The sequence below is a fragment of the Catenuloplanes indicus genome, assembly GCF_030813715.1.
In the GTDB taxonomy this organism is placed as follows: domain Bacteria; phylum Actinomycetota; class Actinomycetes; order Mycobacteriales; family Micromonosporaceae; genus Catenuloplanes; species Catenuloplanes indicus.
Genome location: NZ_JAUSUZ010000001.1, coordinates 8,613,218 through 8,630,989 on the forward strand (window position 1 = coordinate 8,613,218; position 17,772 = coordinate 8,630,989).

General features: G+C 73.3%; 14 protein-coding genes. All 14 read left to right on the forward strand.

The features are described from left to right. Positions 1-62: 62 nt before the first annotated feature. The 14 genes from J2S42_RS38585 to J2S42_RS38650 all read left to right on the forward strand — a co-directional run bounded on the left by J2S42_RS38585 (position 63) and on the right by J2S42_RS38650 (position 17,580). Positions 63-1,019 (forward strand): FecCD family ABC transporter permease, encoded by a 957-nt coding sequence (locus J2S42_RS38585; protein WP_370879468.1) that lies wholly within the window; start codon positions 63-65, stop codon positions 1,017-1,019. Continuing rightward, the gene (locus J2S42_RS38590; protein ID WP_307247512.1) at positions 1,016-2,062 is read left to right on the forward strand and encodes a FecCD family ABC transporter permease; all 1,047 of its coding nucleotides are present in this window, start codon (positions 1,016-1,018) and stop codon (positions 2,060-2,062) included. Before J2S42_RS38585 ends, J2S42_RS38590 begins: the two co-directional genes overlap by 4 nt. Further along, complete coding sequence (locus J2S42_RS38595) at positions 2,055-2,897, forward strand: ABC transporter ATP-binding protein (protein WP_370879348.1); 843 nt, start codon at positions 2,055-2,057, stop codon at positions 2,895-2,897. Before J2S42_RS38590 ends, J2S42_RS38595 begins: the two co-directional genes overlap by 8 nt. A 3-nt stretch (positions 2,898-2,900) precedes the next feature. After that, positions 2,901-3,857, forward strand: coding sequence for an ABC transporter substrate-binding protein (locus J2S42_RS38600; protein ID WP_307247513.1), 957 nt, complete (start codon positions 2,901-2,903; stop codon positions 3,855-3,857). Further along, positions 3,857-5,563 carry an ABC transporter ATP-binding protein gene (locus J2S42_RS38605; protein WP_307247515.1) on the forward strand — a complete coding sequence of 569 codons (1,707 nt, stop codon included), beginning with the start codon at positions 3,857-3,859 and terminating at the stop codon, positions 5,561-5,563. Before J2S42_RS38600 ends, J2S42_RS38605 begins: the two co-directional genes overlap by 1 nt. After that, positions 5,560-7,326 (forward strand): ABC transporter ATP-binding protein, encoded by a 1,767-nt coding sequence (locus tag J2S42_RS38610; protein WP_307247517.1) that lies wholly within the window; start codon positions 5,560-5,562, stop codon positions 7,324-7,326. Before J2S42_RS38605 ends, J2S42_RS38610 begins: the two co-directional genes overlap by 4 nt. Beyond that, a complete protein-coding gene (locus tag J2S42_RS38615) occupies positions 7,323-8,063 on the forward strand; it encodes a class I SAM-dependent methyltransferase (protein WP_307247519.1) in 741 nt (246 codons plus the stop codon). The genes J2S42_RS38610 and J2S42_RS38615 overlap by 4 nt, the downstream gene beginning before the upstream one ends. Before the next feature lie 490 nt (positions 8,064-8,553). Next, positions 8,554-10,494 (forward strand): hypothetical protein, encoded by a 1,941-nt coding sequence (locus tag J2S42_RS38620; RefSeq protein ID WP_307247521.1) that lies wholly within the window; start codon positions 8,554-8,556, stop codon positions 10,492-10,494. A 31-nt stretch (positions 10,495-10,525) separates the two neighbouring features. Further along, positions 10,526-11,101 carry an acyltransferase gene (locus tag J2S42_RS38625; protein WP_307247522.1) on the forward strand — a complete coding sequence of 192 codons (576 nt, stop codon included), beginning with the start codon at positions 10,526-10,528 and terminating at the stop codon, positions 11,099-11,101. Next, positions 11,094-12,578, forward strand: coding sequence for a hypothetical protein (locus J2S42_RS38630; protein WP_307247524.1), 1,485 nt, complete (start codon positions 11,094-11,096; stop codon positions 12,576-12,578). Before J2S42_RS38625 ends, J2S42_RS38630 begins: the two co-directional genes overlap by 8 nt. Continuing rightward, complete coding sequence (locus J2S42_RS38635) at positions 12,571-13,905, forward strand: O-antigen ligase family protein (RefSeq protein WP_307247526.1); 1,335 nt, start codon at positions 12,571-12,573, stop codon at positions 13,903-13,905. The genes J2S42_RS38630 and J2S42_RS38635 overlap by 8 nt, the downstream gene beginning before the upstream one ends. Beyond that, complete coding sequence (locus J2S42_RS38640; RefSeq protein ID WP_307247528.1) at positions 13,902-15,419, forward strand: lipopolysaccharide biosynthesis protein; 1,518 nt, start codon at positions 13,902-13,904, stop codon at positions 15,417-15,419. Before J2S42_RS38635 ends, J2S42_RS38640 begins: the two co-directional genes overlap by 4 nt. Then, on the forward strand, positions 15,416-16,318 hold the full coding sequence (locus tag J2S42_RS38645) for a sulfotransferase domain-containing protein (protein WP_307247531.1): 903 nt from the start codon (positions 15,416-15,418) through the stop codon (positions 16,316-16,318). The genes J2S42_RS38640 and J2S42_RS38645 overlap by 4 nt, the downstream gene beginning before the upstream one ends. Beyond that, the gene (locus J2S42_RS38650; RefSeq protein WP_307247533.1) at positions 16,315-17,580 is read left to right on the forward strand and encodes a hypothetical protein; all 1,266 of its coding nucleotides are present in this window, start codon (positions 16,315-16,317) and stop codon (positions 17,578-17,580) included. Before J2S42_RS38645 ends, J2S42_RS38650 begins: the two co-directional genes overlap by 4 nt. Positions 17,581-17,772 lie beyond the last annotated feature (192 nt).

The following is a 17,772-nucleotide window of genomic DNA, read 5'->3' on the forward strand; positions in this document are numbered from 1 at the left end:
TCGGTACGACCCGGGTCCGTCCCGCGGCACTCCTGCTTCCCGGCCTGCTCGGCGCACTCGGGCTGCTCGCGCTGGCCACCGTGCTCAGCGTGGCGGTCGGCGCGAAGTCGATCCCGCCGCAGGTCCTGATCGACGCGCTGCTGCACTACCGGCCGGACGACCCGGACCATCTGGTGATCCACACGCTCCGGTTGCCGCGTACCGCGGCCGGGCTGCTGGTCGGCGCCGCGCTCGGCGTGGCCGGTGCGGTCATGCAGGGCCTGACCCGCAACGCGCTCGCCGACCCGGGACTGCTCGGCATCAACGCGGGCGCGGCGCTGCTGCTGGTCATCGGCATCAGCGTGTTCGGGATAACCGGCCTGACCGGGTACGTGTGGTTCGGCTTCGCCGGCGCCACGCTCACGGCACTGATCGTCTACGGCATCGGCGCGCTCGGCCGGGACCGCGCCACGCCGGTCAAGCTTGCGCTCTCCGGCGCCGCGGTCAGCGCCGCGCTCGCCTCGGTCACCACCGCGATCGTGCTCACCGACTCGGACGCGTTCGACCGCATGCGCCTCTGGCAGGTCGGCTCGCTGGCCGGCCGGGACGCCGCACTGATCGGCCAGGCGCTGCCGTTCCTGATCGCCGGCGCGGTCGTCGCGATCCCGTGCGGCCGGCTGCTGAACGCGCTCGCGCTCGGCGACGACGTGGCCCGCGCGCTCGGCCAGCGGATCGGCGCCGCCCGCGCGATCGGCGCGCTGTGCGTGGTGGTGCTGTGCGGCACCGCGACCGCACTGGCCGGGCCGGTCGCGTTCGTCGGCCTGACCGTGCCGCACGTCGCGCGCATGCTGACCGGTCCGGACTACCGGTGGATCCTGCCCTACTCGGCCGTGCTCGCGCCCGCGCTGCTGCTGGCCGCGGACGTGCTCGGCCGGGTCGTCGCGCGCCCCGGCGAGATCCAGGTCGGCATCGTCACCGCCGTGATCGGCGCGCCGGTCTTCGTCGCGCTCGTCCGCCGCCGAGACCTGGCGCAGCTATGACCAGCACGCTGCACCGGACCAAGATCCAGATCACGAGGGTACGGCGACGAGGCGCCACCCGTACCGTGGCGGTGTCGTTGATCCTGGCGGCGTCAGCCGTGGTGTTGTTCTGTCTCGCGCTGTCGACGGGTGCGTTCCGGATCCCGGTCACCGGCGTGCTCGACACGCTGACCGGTCAGGGCACGCGGCGGGACACGTTCGTCATCATGGACGTGCGCCTGCCGCGCGTGCTGGTGGCGCTGCTCGCCGGTGCCGCGTTCGGGTTGTCCGGCGCGCTCTTCCAGACCCTGGTGCACAATCCGCTGGCCAGCCCGGACGTCATCGGCGTCACGATGGGCGCCAGCGCCGCCGCGGTCACCTGCACGGTGGTCCTCGGCGTGGTCGGCGCCGCGGTCTCGGCCAGTGCCTTTGCCGGGGCACTGGCCACCGCGGCGCTGATCTACCTGCTCGCCTGGCGGCGCGGCGTCAGCGGCTACCGGCTGGTGCTGGTCGGCATCGGCGTCGGCGCGGTGCTCAGCAGCGCCGTCTCCTATGTGATGTCGCGCGCGGACGTGACCAGCGCCCAGCAGGCCCTGGTGTGGCTGACCGGCAGCCTGAACGCCCGCTCCTACGAGCACGTCTGGCCGCTGCTGGCCGGCGTCGCGGTGCTGCTGCCGGTCGCGCTGGCACTGGCCCGTGGACTGCGCGTGCTCGGCTTCGGCGACGAGACCGCGCGCGGGCTCGGCGCGCGCGTGGAGACGCTGCGACTGTCCGTGCTGGTCACCGGCGTGGCGCTGGCCGCGTTCGCGACCGCGGCGGCTGGGCCGGTGCCGTTCGTGGCGTTCGTGGCCGGGCCGATCGCGCGCCGGCTGGTCGGCGAGCGCACGCTCGCGCTGGTCCCGGCCGCGCTGGTCGGGGCGGTGGTCATGGTCGCGTCCGACCTGGTCGCGCAGCGCCTGCTCGGCGACCGCGCGCTGCCGGTCGGCGTGGTCACCGGCGCGGTCGGCGCGCCGTTCCTGCTCTGGCAGCTGGCCAGCGCGAACCGGGAGGGCCGGGGTGGCTGAAGGCTTGCACGCCCACGAGGTGACGCTCGGCTACGGGGACCGCGCGGTCGTCCGGACGCTGTCCGTGCGCGTCCCGCCGGGACAGATCACCGTCATCGTCGGCCCGAACGCGTGCGGCAAGTCCACGCTGCTGCGCGGCCTGGCCCGGCTGCTGCACCCGTCGCACGGCCGGGTCGTGCTGGACGGCCACGACGTCCACCGGATGTCCACCCGCGCGGTCGCGCTGCGCCTCGGCATCCTGCCGCAGCAGCCGGTCGCGCCGGACGGCATGCGCGTCGCCGACCTGGTCGGCCGCGGACGCTACCCGCACCACCGCTTCTTCGACCGGTGGAGCGACTCCGACGACGAGGCGGTCGCGGCCGCGCTGCTCGCCACCGGCACGGCCGAGCTGGCCGACCGCGCGGTCGACGAACTCTCCGGCGGGCAGCGGCAGCGGGTCTGGATCGCGATGGCGCTCGCCCAGCGCACCGGCATCCTGCTGCTGGACGAGCCGACCACGTTCCTCGACGTCACCCACCAGGTCGAGGTGCTCGACCTGCTCACCGACCTGAACCGCCGGGACGGGGTGACGCTCGTGCTCGTCCTGCACGACCTGAACCTCGCCGCACGGTACGCGCACCACCTGATCGTCATGAAGGGCGGCGACCTGGTCGCGGAGGGCGTGCCGGCGGACGTGATCACCGAGAGCACGGTAGCCGACGTCTTCGGCCTGGCCAGCCGCGTCGTCCCCGACCCGGTCTCCGGCACACCCATGGTCGTGCCGATCGGCCGCTACCACGGCGGCCTGCCCCCGATCGAAACACCGCCCACGCCGCTGCGCGTGAAGAAAGGTTGACCCATGGCCATCAACAGGCGTCTCTTCCTGACCGGCAGTGTGGGCGTCGCCGGCGGCGCGCTGCTCGCGGCGTGCGGTTCCGGTTCCTCCCCGGAGGAGCCGGCCGCGTCCGCCGCCGAGCGCGAGGTGCAGACGGACAAGGGCCCGGTCACGGTGCCGGCCGCGCCCGCGAAGGTGGTCTGCGCCGACTACTACGGCGCGTTCGCGGTCGTCGACCTCGGGCTGATCCCGGTCGGTGTGGGCGGCGGCGGGTACGAGGGCACCGGCGCGTTCTACGGCGACAAGCTCAAGGCCGTGCCGGTCACCGGCGACTACACCGAGCCGGACGTGGAGAAGATCGCCGCGGCCGGCCCGGACCTGATCCTGCGCACCATCGACACGCCGGACGCGCTCTACCAGCAGCTGTCCACGATCGCGCCGACCGTGGTCATCTCGTTCCAGCAGCTGTCCCTGCTCGACGTGGCGAACCGGCTCGGCGACGTGCTCGGCCGCGGCACCGAGGCGAAGGCGCTGCTCACCCAATACGAGCAGAAGACCGCCGCGGTCAAGACCAAGCACGCGGACACGCTGGCCAAGTACACGTTCTCGTTCGTGCAGGTGGCCACGGAGACCGCGTTCTGGACGCTCGGCCCGGCCTGGACCGACACCACCGTGCTGCTCGCCTGCGGCGTCCAGCTGGCGGAGCCGTCCAAGTCGCAGACCGAGCAGACCCAGGAGCACTCGTTCGAGCAGATCAACATCCTGGAGCCGAGCGGCGCGCTGCTCATCCCGGCCGGTCCGGACGGCGTCACGGCCTCCCCGGATAATGCGGCCATGACTGATCTTGACCTGTGGAAGAACCTGTCCGCCGTGAAGGCCGGCCGGGTCTACCCGATCGTCTCCGGCGCCTCCTCGCTCGGCACCGGCATCCAGCTCGCCGACCGCATGGACACGGTCCTGACCGAGCTCGCGGGCTCCTGATGGCGGCGGCCGGCGAGTTCACCGCCAGCGCGGTCCAGCGGCGGATCCTGCGCCGCCAGCGGGCCCGGGTCGGCGTGAGCGTGGTGTTCCTGTGCTCCCATCAGGCCGCCGAGGCGCTCGTACCGGTGATGATCGGCGTGGTCATCGACCGGGCCATCCGCACCTCCGACACCCGCGCGCTGCTGCTGTCGCTCGCCGGCCTCGCCCTGCTCTTCACGGTCCTCACGTTCTCCTACTTCTTCGGTGCCCGCCTCGGGTACGCCGCGGTCGAGCACGAGTCGCACACCACCCGCGTCGAGATCGCGCGGCGCGCGCTCGACCCGCGCGGCCAGCGGTCCGGACTGCGCGACGGCGAGCTGCTGTCCGTCACCGCGTCCGACGCGGAGATCTCCACGCTGGTGCTGCGCGCGGCCGGGATCGCCGCGGCCGCCACCACGGCGCTCGTCGTCTCCGCGATCGCGCTGCTGGTCGTGGACGTGCCGCTCGGGCTGGGCGTGCTGCTCGGCGTACCGCTGGTGGTCCTCGCGCTGCAACGCCTCGCGCCACTGCTCACCCGCCGCAGCGAGGCCCAGCAGGAGGCGCTGGCCGGCACCACCGCGCTCGCCGTCGACCTGGTCTCCGGCCTGCGCGTGCTGCGCGGCATCGGCGCCCAGGACCACGCGGCCCGCCGGTACGCGGCCGCCAGCGCGCACGCGCTCGGCGTCACGCTGCGCGCCGCCAACAGCAAGGGCCTGCACCAGGGCCTGACCACCGCGGTCAACGGCCTGTTCCTCGCGGCCGTGGCCGGCACCGCCGGCTGGCTCGCGCTGCGCGGCCGCCTCACGCTCGGGGAACTGGCCACGGTGGTGCTCCTCGCCCAGTTCATCGCGGAGCCGGTCGGGACGCTCGGCTGGTGCGTGCAGCTGTTCGCGACCGCCAAGGCGTCCGCGACCCGGGTCGGCCGGGTCCTCGGCGCGCAGCCGCTGGTCACACCCGGTACCGCGGGCCTGCCCGGCCCGTCGGACACCCGGCTGGCGCTGGACGGCGTCGGCTACGGCAACCTCGGCGACGTCACGCTGCGGGTCCGCGCGGGCGAGGTCGTCGGCGTGGTCGCCTACGACCCGCGGGACGCGGACGCGCTGGTCACGCTGCTGTCCGGGCGGGTGCCCCGGGACGGCTACCGCGGCACCGTGCGCATCGACGGCGTACCGGCGGAGACGCTGACGCTGGACGCGGTGCGCGGCACGCTGCTGGTCGAGCAGCACGACGTGGCGTTGTTCGAGGGCACGCTGCGGACGAACCTGGCCACCCGTACGGCCGGCGACGACCACCTGCTCACCGCGCTGCGCCACGCCGGTGCCACCGACGTCATCGAGACGCACCCGGACGGGCTCGACCGTGAGCTCACCGAGCGCGGCGCGAACCTCTCCGGCGGTCAGCGGCAGCGCATCGGCCTGGCCCGCGCGCTCGCCGCCGACCCGCCGGTCCTGATCCTGCACGAACCCACCACGTCCGTCGACGCGGTCACCGAGGGCCTGGTCGCGGACGGCCTGACCGCCGCGCGCGGCACCGGCGCGCGCGGCACGCTGGTCATCACCAGCAGTCCCGCGCTGCTGCGCGCCGCCGACCGGGTCGCCGTGCTGGACGGCGGCCGTGTGGTCGCCGAGGGTACCCACGACGCGCTGGCCGCGGCCGACGCCCGATACCGCGAGGCAGTCATCCGATGAGCGAGGGATCGCGTACCACCCAGCTGCTGCCCACCGCGACCGCCCGGCAGACCTGGACCGCGCTCGCCGCGGAGTTCCGGCGCCTGCCCGGCCTGACCGCCGCCGCCGGTGCGCTGCTCGTCGCCGCGTCCGCGTCCGGGCTGGTCGCGCCGTGGGTGCTCGGCCGGCTCGTGGACGACGTCAAGGCCGGGGCCGACACCGGCCGGATCGTCATGTGGGCCGGCGTGATCGCGGCTGCGGCCGTGGTCGCCGGTGTGCTCACCGCGGCCGGCGCGGCCGTCGCCGCGCGGCTCGGCGAGACGGTCCTGGCCCGGCTCCGCGAACGCGTGCTCGACCGCGCGCTGCACCTGCCGTCCAGCACGCTCGAGCGGGCCGGCACCGGCGACCTGGTCGCGCGCGCCGGTGACGACGTCGCGGTGGTCACCAACGCGATCACCGGCATCGGGCCGCTGATGGTCGGCGCGGTGCTCACCATCGTGCTCACCGCCGGCGGGCTGTTCACGCTGAACCCGTGGCTCGGCCTGGCCGGCCTGGTCGCCGCGCCGGCCTATGCGCTGGCGCTGCGCTGGTACCTGCCGAAGTCGGTGCCGTTCTACGCCCAGGAGCGGATCGCCACCGGCGAACGGTCCCAGGCGATGGCCGGTGCGCTGCACGGCGCCGCCACGGTCCGCGCGTACGGCATCGAGGAAGTGCACGTCGCCCGGATCGCGGACCGGTCCGCGGCCGCCCGCGACCTCGGGCTGACCGTGTTCGGCATCTTCACCCGCTTCGGGCTGCGGATCAACCGGGCCGAGCTGATCGGGCTGAGCAGCGTGCTGATCGCCGGATTCCTGCTGGTCCGCGCGGGGCAGACCACGGTCGGCGCGGCCACCGCGGCCGCGCTGTACTTCCACCGCCTGTTCAACCCGATCGGCCTGATCCTGATGGAGTTCGACGCGGTCATGCAGGCCGGGGCCAGCCTGGCCCGGCTGATCGGCGTCGCGTCGCTGCCCGGGCAGCCCGCCGTGGCCGGCCGCGAGCCGGTCGACCACGACGCGGCGCTGAGCGTGACCGTGCGCCGGCACCACTACGAGGACGGGCCCACCGTCCTGGAGGACGTCACGCTGACGCTCGCGCCGGGGGAGCGGGTCGCGCTGGTCGGGGCCAGCGGCGCCGGGAAGAGCACGCTCGCCGGCATCGCGGCCGGGATCATCCCCGCGTCCGACGGCGACGCGCGCCTCCGCGGCGTACCCCTGCAAGATCTAGGCGAGATCCGGGTCCGCAAGGAGATCGCGCTGGTCAGCCAGGAGGTGCACGTGTTCGCCGGCCCGCTCGCCGACGACCTGCGGCTGGCCCGCCCGGACGCGGACGACGCCGAGGTCGAGAAGGCGCTCGACCGGGTCGGCGCGACCGGCTGGCTGCGCACGCTACCGGACGGCCTCGCCACGCACGTCGGCGAGGGCGGCCACCGCCTGACCGCGGCCCAGGCCCAGCAGCTCGCGCTGGCCCGGCTGATCCTCGCCGACCCGGCCGTCGCCGTGCTCGACGAGGCCACCGCGGAAGCCGGCAGCGCGGGCGCCCGCGACCTGGACCGCGCCGCGGCCGCCGCCACCGACGGCCGCACCACGCTGATCGTCGCGCACCGACTGGTCCAGGCCGCGGACGCGGACCGGATCATCGTGCTCGACCACGGCCGGATCGTCGAACAGGGCACGCACGACGCACTGCTCGCGGCCGGTGGACGGTACGCGCACCTGTGGCAGTCCTGGGGAGGACCACGATGAGCTCGGAAACCGCGGAACGCCGATACGCGGACTTCTACCGCTACCAGGCATCCAGCCCGACCCTGCGGCAGATCTACGTCGACGTGTACGGCGACGACTACCCGGACGAGCTGCAGCCGTTCGGCTTCGTCACCCGCACCGACCTGTCCCGCATCGCCACGCTCGTCGGCCCGCTCGACGGCGGCCTGCTCGTCGACGTCGGCTGCGGCCGCGGCGGCCCCGGCACATCCGTCGCACTCACCTGCGGCGCCCGCCTCCTCGGCCTGGACGTGGTCCCGGCCGCGGTCGAGGGCGCCCCCGCGCTCGCCGCCTCCCTCGGCCTGCCCACCGCCGAGTTCCGGACGGGCAGCTTCACCGGGACCGGCGTCCCGTCCGGCGCCGCCGACGCGGTGATGAGCATCGACGCGCTCTGGATGGTGTGGAACAAACCGGCCGCACTCACCGAGATCCACCGCATCCTCCGCCCCGGCGGCCGTTTCGTCTTCACCACCTGGGAGCCGTCCTATCTGGACCACGCGAGATTGCTGGCGAAAGCCGGTTTCGAGGTCTCGGTGCGCGAGGAGACCCCGGACTGGCTCGACCGCCAGGGCGCGGTCTACGCCCGCGTACTCGCCGCCACCGAGACCCTGGAACGCGAGCTGGGCCCCGGCGCCGAGGTCATCTTCGCCGAGGCCCGCGACACCCCCGCCGTCCTCGGCGGCACCCCACGCCTGCTGATCGCGGCGCACAAACCCTGATGGACGAAGGCCGTCTTCCCGCTTCCGGCGTGGTCCGGCCCGCATGCCCGAGGGCGGCCCGGCCCGCCCTCGCCAGGAACTCGCCCAGACTTCGAAACACATTTGATAGAGATCGGCATCGGTTGGACCGTTCTTACTCCTGTCGGTCCTAACGGCAATCGAGGCAATTAGGACACGAGGCTCCGCGTGCCCGGTCCACCGGTGACTTTTCGCCGCCCCCGGCCCCATTATGGGTGGCAATGGACGGTCCGCGCCGTGCGTACCGTTCTCCAACGGGCGGTTAACCACAGCGAAACGCGCATCGACTATCTGGGATCTAGCGACGTCGCCCGCGCACCGATATCCTGTCCGGAATTACGACAGAATCGCGAATCATCGTTTTCCTTCTTCAGTCGAGCAATGTTGAGCAAGGTCGCCCGCGAGCACGTGCGGGTGCTTTCCCGTGATGCGCAGCTCCCCGGAAAGGGGTGACTCATCTTTGTCTGCCTTCATGCGTGCGTGGCGACGCCGGGCGGTCATTCTGGTGCTGGCCGGTGTGGTCGCCGGGACCGCGGGGCTGGCATCGCCGGGTGCCGCGACGGCCGCGGTCGTTCCGCCGCCGGCTCCGGGCCGGGTCGTCTCGGCCAACCCGGACGACCGCACCCCGCATGCCCGTAACGGTGAAGTGCGGGCATTCGCCCAGATCGGCGACGCCGTCTACGTCGGCGGCACGTTCACCCAGCTGCGGACGGCGGCCAACGCCACCTGGATCAGCCGGTCCTATCTGTTCGCCTACGACCGGACCACCGGCGCGCTCCACACCACCTTCCTCCCCGTCCTGGACGGCGCGGTCAACTCGCTGGCCGTCAATCCCGAGGGCGACCTGGTGGTGGGCGGCGCCTTCCGCAACGTCAACGGTGTCGAGCGACGCAATCTGGTCGCCGTCGACCCGCAGACCGGCGCGACGGTGGGTGACTGGGTGGGACGGTCGGACGGCGGCGTGGTGCGGACCATGAAGCTGCTCGGTGACGACCTCTACGTCGGCGGGGCCTTCAACTGGCTCAACGGCGTGGAGCGGCACGGCCTGGCCCGGATCGACGCGTCCAGCGGGGCGATCGACACCGGCTTCGTGGTCCATGCGACCGGCGGGCGCAACAACGCCGCGCCGTACGTGTGGACGGTGGACGTCACCCCGAACGGCGCAACGCTGATCATGGGCGGCAACTTCACCCTGGTCAACGGGCTCTCCCGGAACCAGATCGCGCTCATCGAGATGGACGCCGCGGGTACGCCGACGGTCGCGAACTGGTCGACCACTCGCTACGTGCCGCCGTGCGCCGCACCGAACACGTTCATCCACTACGTGCAGGACGTCGACTTCTCCGATGACGGCAGCTACTTCATCGTCGGCAGCAACGGCGGCGGCGGCTGGCCCGCGGCCTATTGCGACGCGCTGGTCCGGTTCGAGACGAGCATCCGGGGCACCGGCCTGGAGGCCACCTGGATCGACTGGACCGGCAACGACACGATCACCTCGGTCGAGGCCACCGACGAGGTCGTCTATCTCGGCGGGCATTTCCGCTGGCTGAACAACCCCAACGCGAGCGACCAGGCCGGACCCGGCGCGATCGACCGGCTCGGGGTCGCCGCGGCCGATCCGAACAACGGGATGCCGATCAACTGGAACCCGCGACGCAGCGGCGCGCCGAGCGGGACCACCGCGTGGGGCTCGACGGTGCCGGTCATCTGGCGCGGCGACGACGGAATCTACATCGGGCAGAACTCCGACGGACTCGGCAACGAGTACCACGGCCGGTTCGCGATGTTCCCGATCGCGTCCGGTCGCGACATCCCGGTGGTCGAGGCCCCGGCCGGCACGACCGGCTTCCTCTACTCGGGAGACACCGACGGGCAGCTCACCCGCACGCCGTACGCCGCCGGTGGACTCGGCACGGCCACCGTGGTGAGCCAGCCGAACCTGGTGGGGGCGGGTGCGGCGATGCGGGCCGGCGACAAGCTCTACTGGGACGTCGGCGGCGCTTTCGGCATCTCCCAGGTCAGCAACACGGGTGTGGTGGGCGTGCCGTGGCACATCGGCTTCAACGACTGGTTCGACTCGTCCGTGATGACCGGCGCCTTCTTCCTGAGCGGGCGGATGTATTACACGAGGTCCACCGGGAACGGCCTCTACTATCGCTACCTCGAACCGGACGGTCACTACGTGGGCGCGACCGAGTTCACCGCGCCGACCACCGGGGTCACCTGGTCGGCCACGCGCGGGCTGGCCTACGCCGGCGGCACCGTGGTCTTCGGCTCGACGGACGGCAAGCTGCGGTCGGTGCCGTTCGACCCCACCGCGGCACCGAGCCTGGTGGTGGACGGCGCCGCGGTCACCGTGATCGACCCGGGCACCACCTGGACGAGCCCCACGCTCTTCTTCGCCGCGTCGTGATCGGAGCCGCGTCGTGATCGGGAGCCGCGTCATGGCCGGGGACAGCGCACCGGTGGACACCGAGCGCGCGCCGGCCCCCGTCGGCGTCCTGGTCCGGCAGGTGTTCCGGCTCAAGCGTGCGTGGTACCGGCTGCGCTACCCCCGGCTGACCCTGGGCAGGGACGTGCAGATCCGCGGCCGGATCCGGCTTCGGCGGGGCGTGACGGTCGTCATCGGCGACCGGTGCCGGCTGAACAAACTGGTCCGGTTCGCCGGCCCTGGCGTGGTCCGCATCGGACCGGACACCCTGCTCAACGGTTCCTGGGTGGGCTGCTGGACGACCGTCACGGTCGGTGCCGGCAGCTTGCTGTCGGACTGCGAACTGGTCGACAACACCTTCCACAACCTCGACCCGGCCCGGCGCCACGCGGCGCCCTCGCCCAGCACCCGGGCGCCGATCACCGTCGGCGAGAACGTGTGGATCGGTGCCGGCGCCCTGGTCATGAAGGGCGTCACGATCGGCCGGGACTCGGTGGTCGGCGCGGCCACGGTGGTCCGCACCGACGTGCCGGCCCGGGTGGTCGTGATCGGAAATCCGCAGCAGATCGCCAAGAGGTTCGATGACTGACACCACCGATGTCGCGCCCCGCAGCCGCACCGTCAGCCCTCTCGACCTGCTCCGCCCGCCCGTCCGGCGGTGGCGCACGACCCTCGCCGGGGTGCTGCTCGGCCTGCTCGGTGCGGTCGGCTACCTCGCCACCGCGGGCGGCTTCGAGGCCACCGCCGTGGTCGCGGTCCGGCCGGTCGTCACCGACCCGTTCACCTATCCGGGCCCGGGCTCCGACCGGGTGGTCAACATGACGGTGGAGAACGGCCTCGCCACCGGCACCGAGGTGGTCACGGCGGTCGCGGCGGCCACCGGGCAGGGCGAGGAGGCGGCCCGCGCGTCGCTGACCGTCGAGCTGCCGGACGGATCGCAGGTGCTCCGGTTCCGCTACGCCGCGCCGACCGCGGACGCGGCCGTCGCCGGGGCCAACGCCGCAGCCAACACTTACCTGGACGTGCGTCGCCGCCTCTACCAGACCCAGCGGGACGCGAGGATCGCCTCGTACGACCAGAGCATCGCCGCACTCGCCGCCGAACGCGACAAGGTCCGCGCCGCGCTGCCGTCCGGCGCCGGCTCGGTCGCCGCCACCGCCGCACTGGACCGGCTGCGGAGCCTCAATGACCAGCTCGGCGAGCTGGCCACCCGGCGTGCCGACGCCGCCGCGGTCGACGTCACGCCCGGTACGGTCACCCGGATCGCCACCCCACCCGCCGCCCCCGGACGGATGCCGCTGCCGATAGTGCTGATCGCGGCGCTGGCCGGCGGTCTGCTCGCCGGCGCGGTGCTCGCCACCGCGGTGGAGGCGCTGAGCCGCCGAGTCCGGACCGGGTACGACGCGGCCACGATCTCCGGGCTACCGCTGCTCGCCGAGCTGCGCGGCCGGCGGTTCGGCCAGGGTCGCAGCCAGCTCACGGCGGATCTGCGGTACCTGGTGCCGGCGATCCTCGGCCGGCTGGGCCCGGCCACCCGCCGCATCGTGCTGCTCGCCCCGGGCTCCGGTGAACTGCCCACCGGCGTCGCCGCCGGCCTGGCCGTGGCGCTCGCCGACGGCGGCAACGAGGTGCACTGGCAGGACCTGACGCCCGAGGCGCCGCTGAGCCGGTCACGGGTGCTGGCCTCCGCCACCGGCCCGATCACCGAGCGGCCGCGGCCCACCGACACGACCGAGCCGCTGACCCGGCCGCGCCCGTCGCCGGTGCTGGTCGAGCAGCGCGAACGGGACCGGACCAGCGCGTCCGTCACCCGGTCCGTACCGATCGGCCGGGGCCGGGTGTGGTTGATCGCGCCCGCCGACCCGGACGAAAAACTGATCACACTGGTCAGAGCCGTCCCGGCCGACTGGGACGCGCTCGGCGTGCGGTCCGTGCAGCAGGCCGCCGTGGTCCTGGTGGCACGCCGGGATCACACCCGCGCCGCCGACCTGGACCGGCTCGCCACCACCCTTCGCCTCAGCGGGGTCCGGACCCTCGGCATCGTTCTGGTGAGCGGGCATGACTGACCGGATCACGGACGGTGAGCTGCCGCTCTGGCCGCTGGCCGCGATGTTCGGCGCGGTGCCACTGCTCTGGCTGTCCGGCGGGTTCTACCTCGGATGGCCGCTGCTCGGCGGGCTGCTCGGGCTGGTCCTGCTGGCCCGCCGCAGCCGGGTCGAGTTACCCACCGGCAGTGGTCTCTGGCTGGTCTTCTGCGTCCTGGTACTGATCTCCGCGATCCGGCTGGACGCCGGCGGGCTGGTCGTGGCGGCGCTACGGTTCGGGTTCTACGTCGCGGCGTTCCTGCTGCTGCTCTACGCCTACACGGCGCTGCGCGACGGGCAGGGCTGGGAGCGGGTCTTCCGGCCGCTCTGCCTGTTCTGGCTGTCGATGGTCGCGCTCGGCTGGCTGGGCGTGCTGCTGCCGACGTTCGCCGCGGTCAGCCCGATCGAGTTGCTGCTGCCGGCCGGCCTGCGTGCGAACCCGTTCCTCAGCGACCTCGTCCACCTGCGCAGCAGTGAGTACAGCACGAACGCGACGGCGCCGATCTACCGTCCGTCGGCGCCGTTCGCGTACACGAACACCTGGGGCAGCGCCTGGGCGCTCCTCGTCCCGTGTGTGATCGCCTACGTCCTGTCGGTGCGGCGCGGCCCGTTGCGGCGGGCGCTGCTGATCTCCCTGCCGCTCTCCCTGCCGCCGGCCTTCCTGACCCTGAACCGCGGCATGTTCGTCAGTCTCGGCGCGGGCCTGCTGTTGCTGGCCGCGCGTGGGATCGGCAGACGGCAGACCACGGTCGTGGTCTCGGTGGTGGCCGCGACGCTGTTGGCGGGGGCCGTCTGGCTGGTCATCCCGGTGGACGAACTGATCTCGGCCCGGACCAGCAGCAGCGACACCACCACCGACCGGATCGACCTGTACCGGCAGGCCCTGCTGCTCGCGGAGCGTTCGCCCGTGATCGGGTACGGCGCCCCGGTCACCGTCGACACCACTACGGCGCAGGCACCGGTCGGCACCCAGGGCCAGATCTGGCAGGTCCTGGTCTCGCACGGCGTTCCCGCGCTGCTCTGCTTCCTCGCCTTCTTCGTGGTCACCGCCCGGCGGTCGGGCCGTGCGGTGTCCCCCGCCGGTCAGTGGCTGGCCACGGTGCCGGTGATCGGCGCGGTGCAGCTGCCGTACTACGGACTGACCTTCCACAACCTGACGGTGCTCTGCTACGCGATCGGGCTGTCGATGGCGGCGGTGGACGGTCCGGTCCGCCGGGCGGCGCCGCTACCGCCGGCGGGAGCGGCGCCGGCGCGCGGATCCGGCAGCCCTGCGCCGGACCGGGGCGGCACGGCGGAGCAGACCGCATGAGCGTCACCACCGCCCGGCGCACCGGTGCCCGAAGCAGCGCGGTCGGTCTGGCCGGGGCCGCGGTCAGCGGCCTGTTCGGGTTCCTGCTCGCCGTGGTCCTGGCCCGTGGTTTCGGGTCGGCCGGGGCGGGTGCGATCTTCGCCGCGGTCGGCCTGCTCACCGTGGCCTGCGCGGTCTGCTGCCTGGGGGCCGACACCGGCCTGGTCTGGGCCCTGCCCCGGCGGGCCCTCGCCACCGCGGCCCCGCTGCTCACCGTCGCCCTGGCACCGCCGCTGGCGCTGGGGTTGCTGGTGGCGGCGGGCGGGTTGCTCCTGGCCGGGCCACTGGCCGGGGTGCTCCTGCCCGACGCCGGACCGTCCGGTGTCCGCCTGCTGTCGGTGGCCTCGGCGGCGTTGCCGCTGGTCGTCGCGATGACCGTGCTGCTGTCGGCGGTGCGCGCCTCGCGGCCGATCACCGCGTACGCCGCCGTCCAGTTCGGGCTGCTGCCGGTGGGCCGCCCGGTGGCGGTCGGCGCGGTCGCTCTGGCTGCCGGTGGCGTCGTCGCGGCGCTGATCGGGTGGGTGCTGCCGGTGCTGCTCGCCCTGGTCGCCTGCGTGGCGCTGCTGTACCGGCCGCTCGGTGTCGACGGTATGTCCGCGCTGCGTCCGGTGTCTGCCGAGTGGCGCCCGTTCTGGTCGTTCGCGCTGCCCCGAGCGGTGTCCGCGGCGATCGACAGCGGCAGCATGTGGGTGGGTGTCCTGCTCACCTCCGCCCTGGCCACGGCCACCGACGCGGGCGTCTTCGGTGGCGTCGGCCGGTACGTGCTGGCCGGCCAGCTCGCGCTGCAGGGTCTTCGGGTCGCGGTGGCGCCGCAGCTGTCCCGGCTGCTCGGGGCGGGCCGGATCGCCGACGCCGCGGCCGTGCACCGGCAGACCACCGTCCTCGCCATCGCCCTGTCCTGGCCGGTCTACCTGCTCCTGGCGTTGTTCGCCCCGGCCTTCCTGGCGCTGTTCGGCGGCGACTTCGGTGCGGGCGGCACGGCGATGGCGGTGCTGAGCGCGGCCATGCTGGTGAACGTCGGGCTCGGCACGGTGCAGACGGTGCTGCTGATGAGCGGCCACAGCCGTCGCCACCTGGCCGCCACCTCGGCCGGCCTGGCCTGCACGGTGGGCTTCGGCCTCTGGTGGATACCGGCCGGCGGCGTGCTCGGGGCCGCCGCCGCGTGGGCGGTCGGGATCGTCGTCGAGAACGTCGCCGCGGCGATCGGCGCTCGGCAGGTGATCGGCGGTGCGGTGGTGAGCCGGAGCGCGCTGCTGTCGGCGGCGGGATCCGTCGTCGCCGTGGTCCCGATCGGGTTGTGCGCGGCCGCGGTCGCCGGCCGGGGCCTACCGGGACTGCTGCTGGCCTGCGTGTCGCTGATGTGCGGGCTGGCCGCCGCGGTGTCGGTCCGGCGGGTGCGGGAGCTGATCCGGGGCGGGGTGGCGCTGCTGCGCGATGCCCGGTCCGGGTCCGGTACTGGGGAGGACGACACGTGACGACCATGAGGGACCGAGCCAAGCGGATGGCGCCACCGGGACTGCGGGAACGGGCGCGGGAGGGCCTGGTCCGCTACGGCGAGCGCACCAGCGACCGTCGCCCGCTACCCGACTTCCTGATCATCGGTACCAAGCGCGGCGGCACCACCTCGCTGTGGAACTACCTGATCCAGCATCCGCTGGTGCCCCGCCTCTTTCCGGCCTGGAACACCAAGACGTCGCACTACTTCGAGGAGAACTGGCATCGGGGCGAGGCCTGGTACCGATCGCACTTCCCGACCGAACGACACCGGCGGCGGCTTGAGCGGCGGTTCGGCGCGGCGCCGAAGGTGGGCGAGGCGGCTCCGCTCTACATGTTCCATCCGCTCGTCCCGGCCCGGGTGCAGACGCTGATGCCGTCCGTCCGGCTGATCGTGCTGCTGCGCGACCCGGTGGAGCGGGCCTGGTCGCACTGGAAGGAGCGACGGACCGAGGGTCACGAGCCGTTGGGCTTCGCCGAGGCGCTGGCCGCGGAGCCGGAGCGGACGGCCGGCGAACGTGAGCGGTTGATCGCCGACCCGAACCTGTTCAGCGAGCCGTTCGACTGGTGGACGTACCGGGCCCGGGGCCGGTATCTGGAGCACCTCGAGCCCTGGCTCGTGCGCTTTCCCCGGGAACAGCTGCTGGTGCTGCCGAGCGAGGCGCTCTATCGCGACCCGGCCGCGACCTATGCACGGGTGCTGGAGTTCGTCGGCCTGCCCGCGCACGAGCTCGGTAGCTACGAGGTGTTCAACGGTCGTCGTTCGGCGCCGATGGACCCGGCGATCCGGGCGGAGCTGACGGCGTACTTCCGGCCCTGCAACCAGGCGCTCGCCCGGCGGCTGGGGATGTCCTTCGACTGGGCGGGCGGGGAGGGTTGACCGGCTCCGGGGCGCGGGCGGTCCTTCCACATGATCCGCGGGACCGCGACGACGGCCTGGGCTGGGTGGCCCGCGCGGTCTTCCCGGACGAGCGGCTGCGGGTGACGGTCGGCCGGCGCCGGTGGGGCCCCGGTGTGACCAGCTGGGCGGTGGTGCCCTCGGTGTCGCGTGCCCGGTTCCTGGTGCCGCTCGGGGATCCCCGGGTCGCGGCCGGTTCCGTGCTGGCCTTCAACTCGCTGCGGTCCGGCGCCACCCGGGCGGTGCGCACGACGCTGGGTGGTCTGGCCCGCGTGGGTGCCGCCGAGGCGTTGCCGTTCCCGGTGCTCTCCGCCGACGGCCCGGCCGGGGCGGCGGCGGCCTCGTCGCTGATCGCGCACCTGGCCGAGGTGCTGGGCGAGCCGGGCCTGCGCGCGGCGATCGGGGTCCGGCCGCCGGACCCGAACCGCAAGCCCACCCTGCAGTTGTTCGACGGACGGGGAAAGCCACGCGGGTACGCGAAGATCGGCTGGAACGAGGCCACCCGGGCGCTGGTCCGGGCGGAATCGGCGGCCCTGCGCGTCCTGCCGGATCGCCCTCACGACGGCTATCCGGTCGTACCTCGCCTGCTGCACAGCGGCGACTGGGCCGGGCGGGCGGTGTCGGTCACCGCTCCGCTGCCCGAGACGGTGCGCCGGCTGCCGGAGCCGAGCCGTCCTCGCCTGGCCGGGCTGCTGGCTGTCGCGCGCCGCGGTGGGCCGCCGGGCCCGCTCCGGACGACGGCCGAGGCGGGTCTGCTGGACCGGTTCCGCCGGGAGTCGGCGACGGTGCCGGGCGCGGCCGGCGAGACGATCCGGCGGCTGGTCGTGCGACTGGCCGAGACCGTGGGTGGTCTGCGGATGGAGTTCGGCGACTGGCACGGGGACTGGGTGCCGTGGAATCTGGGCGAGGTCGCCGAGCGCCCGGGTGTGGCCCGCCTGGTGGCCTGGGACTGGGAGCACAGCGGCTCCGGTATGCCGGTCGGCGTCGATCTCGTCCATCAGGTGTTCAACACCGCGCTGGTGGTGGCCCGGCGCCCCGCGTCCCGGGCGGTGGACGCCGCACGCGCGACGTTGTGGGCCCGGATGCCCGATCTGGGGATCAGTCCGGACGCCGTCGAATCAGTCGTCGACATATACCTGGTCGAAATGTGGCTGCGCACTTTTCGACTCGCCGCGGGCGGCGCCGGGTGGAATGCCGACCTGCACCCGTCTCTATTGGAGGTGCTGACCAGAAGAATGATGTGAGGCGGTCGACGAGATACGTTCTTCTCTGCGGATCAAATCATATTAAACCTATAGGTCGGCGAGGAAAGCGGGATCCGTCTTAAGCCGGAATTCCGGAAGGTTCCAAGAACTCCTTATGTGCATCATCTGACATTCGGAAAGGCGTATGAATGCCGACACCCACGCGAAAGTGAACGCGAATGAAACGCGCCG

Coding starts and splice junctions, on each gene's coding strand:
- J2S42_RS38620 (WP_307247521.1), top strand. CDS start 8,554: ATGCGTGCGTGGCGACGCCGGGCGGTCATTCTGGTGCTGGCCGGTGTG.
- J2S42_RS38590 (WP_307247512.1), top strand. CDS start 1,016: ATGACCAGCACGCTGCACCGGACCAAGATCCAGATCACGAGGGTACGG.
- J2S42_RS38605 (WP_307247515.1), top strand. CDS start 3,857: ATGGCGGCGGCCGGCGAGTTCACCGCCAGCGCGGTCCAGCGGCGGATC.
- J2S42_RS38630 (WP_307247524.1), top strand. CDS start 11,094: ATGACTGACACCACCGATGTCGCGCCCCGCAGCCGCACCGTCAGCCCT.
- J2S42_RS38640 (WP_307247528.1), top strand. CDS start 13,902: ATGAGCGTCACCACCGCCCGGCGCACCGGTGCCCGAAGCAGCGCGGTC.
- J2S42_RS38610 (WP_307247517.1), top strand. CDS start 5,560: ATGAGCGAGGGATCGCGTACCACCCAGCTGCTGCCCACCGCGACCGCC.
- J2S42_RS38615 (WP_307247519.1), top strand. CDS start 7,323: ATGAGCTCGGAAACCGCGGAACGCCGATACGCGGACTTCTACCGCTAC.
- J2S42_RS38625 (WP_307247522.1), top strand. CDS start 10,526: ATGGCCGGGGACAGCGCACCGGTGGACACCGAGCGCGCGCCGGCCCCC.
- J2S42_RS38635 (WP_307247526.1), top strand. CDS start 12,571: ATGACTGACCGGATCACGGACGGTGAGCTGCCGCTCTGGCCGCTGGCC.
- J2S42_RS38600 (WP_307247513.1), top strand. CDS start 2,901: ATGGCCATCAACAGGCGTCTCTTCCTGACCGGCAGTGTGGGCGTCGCC.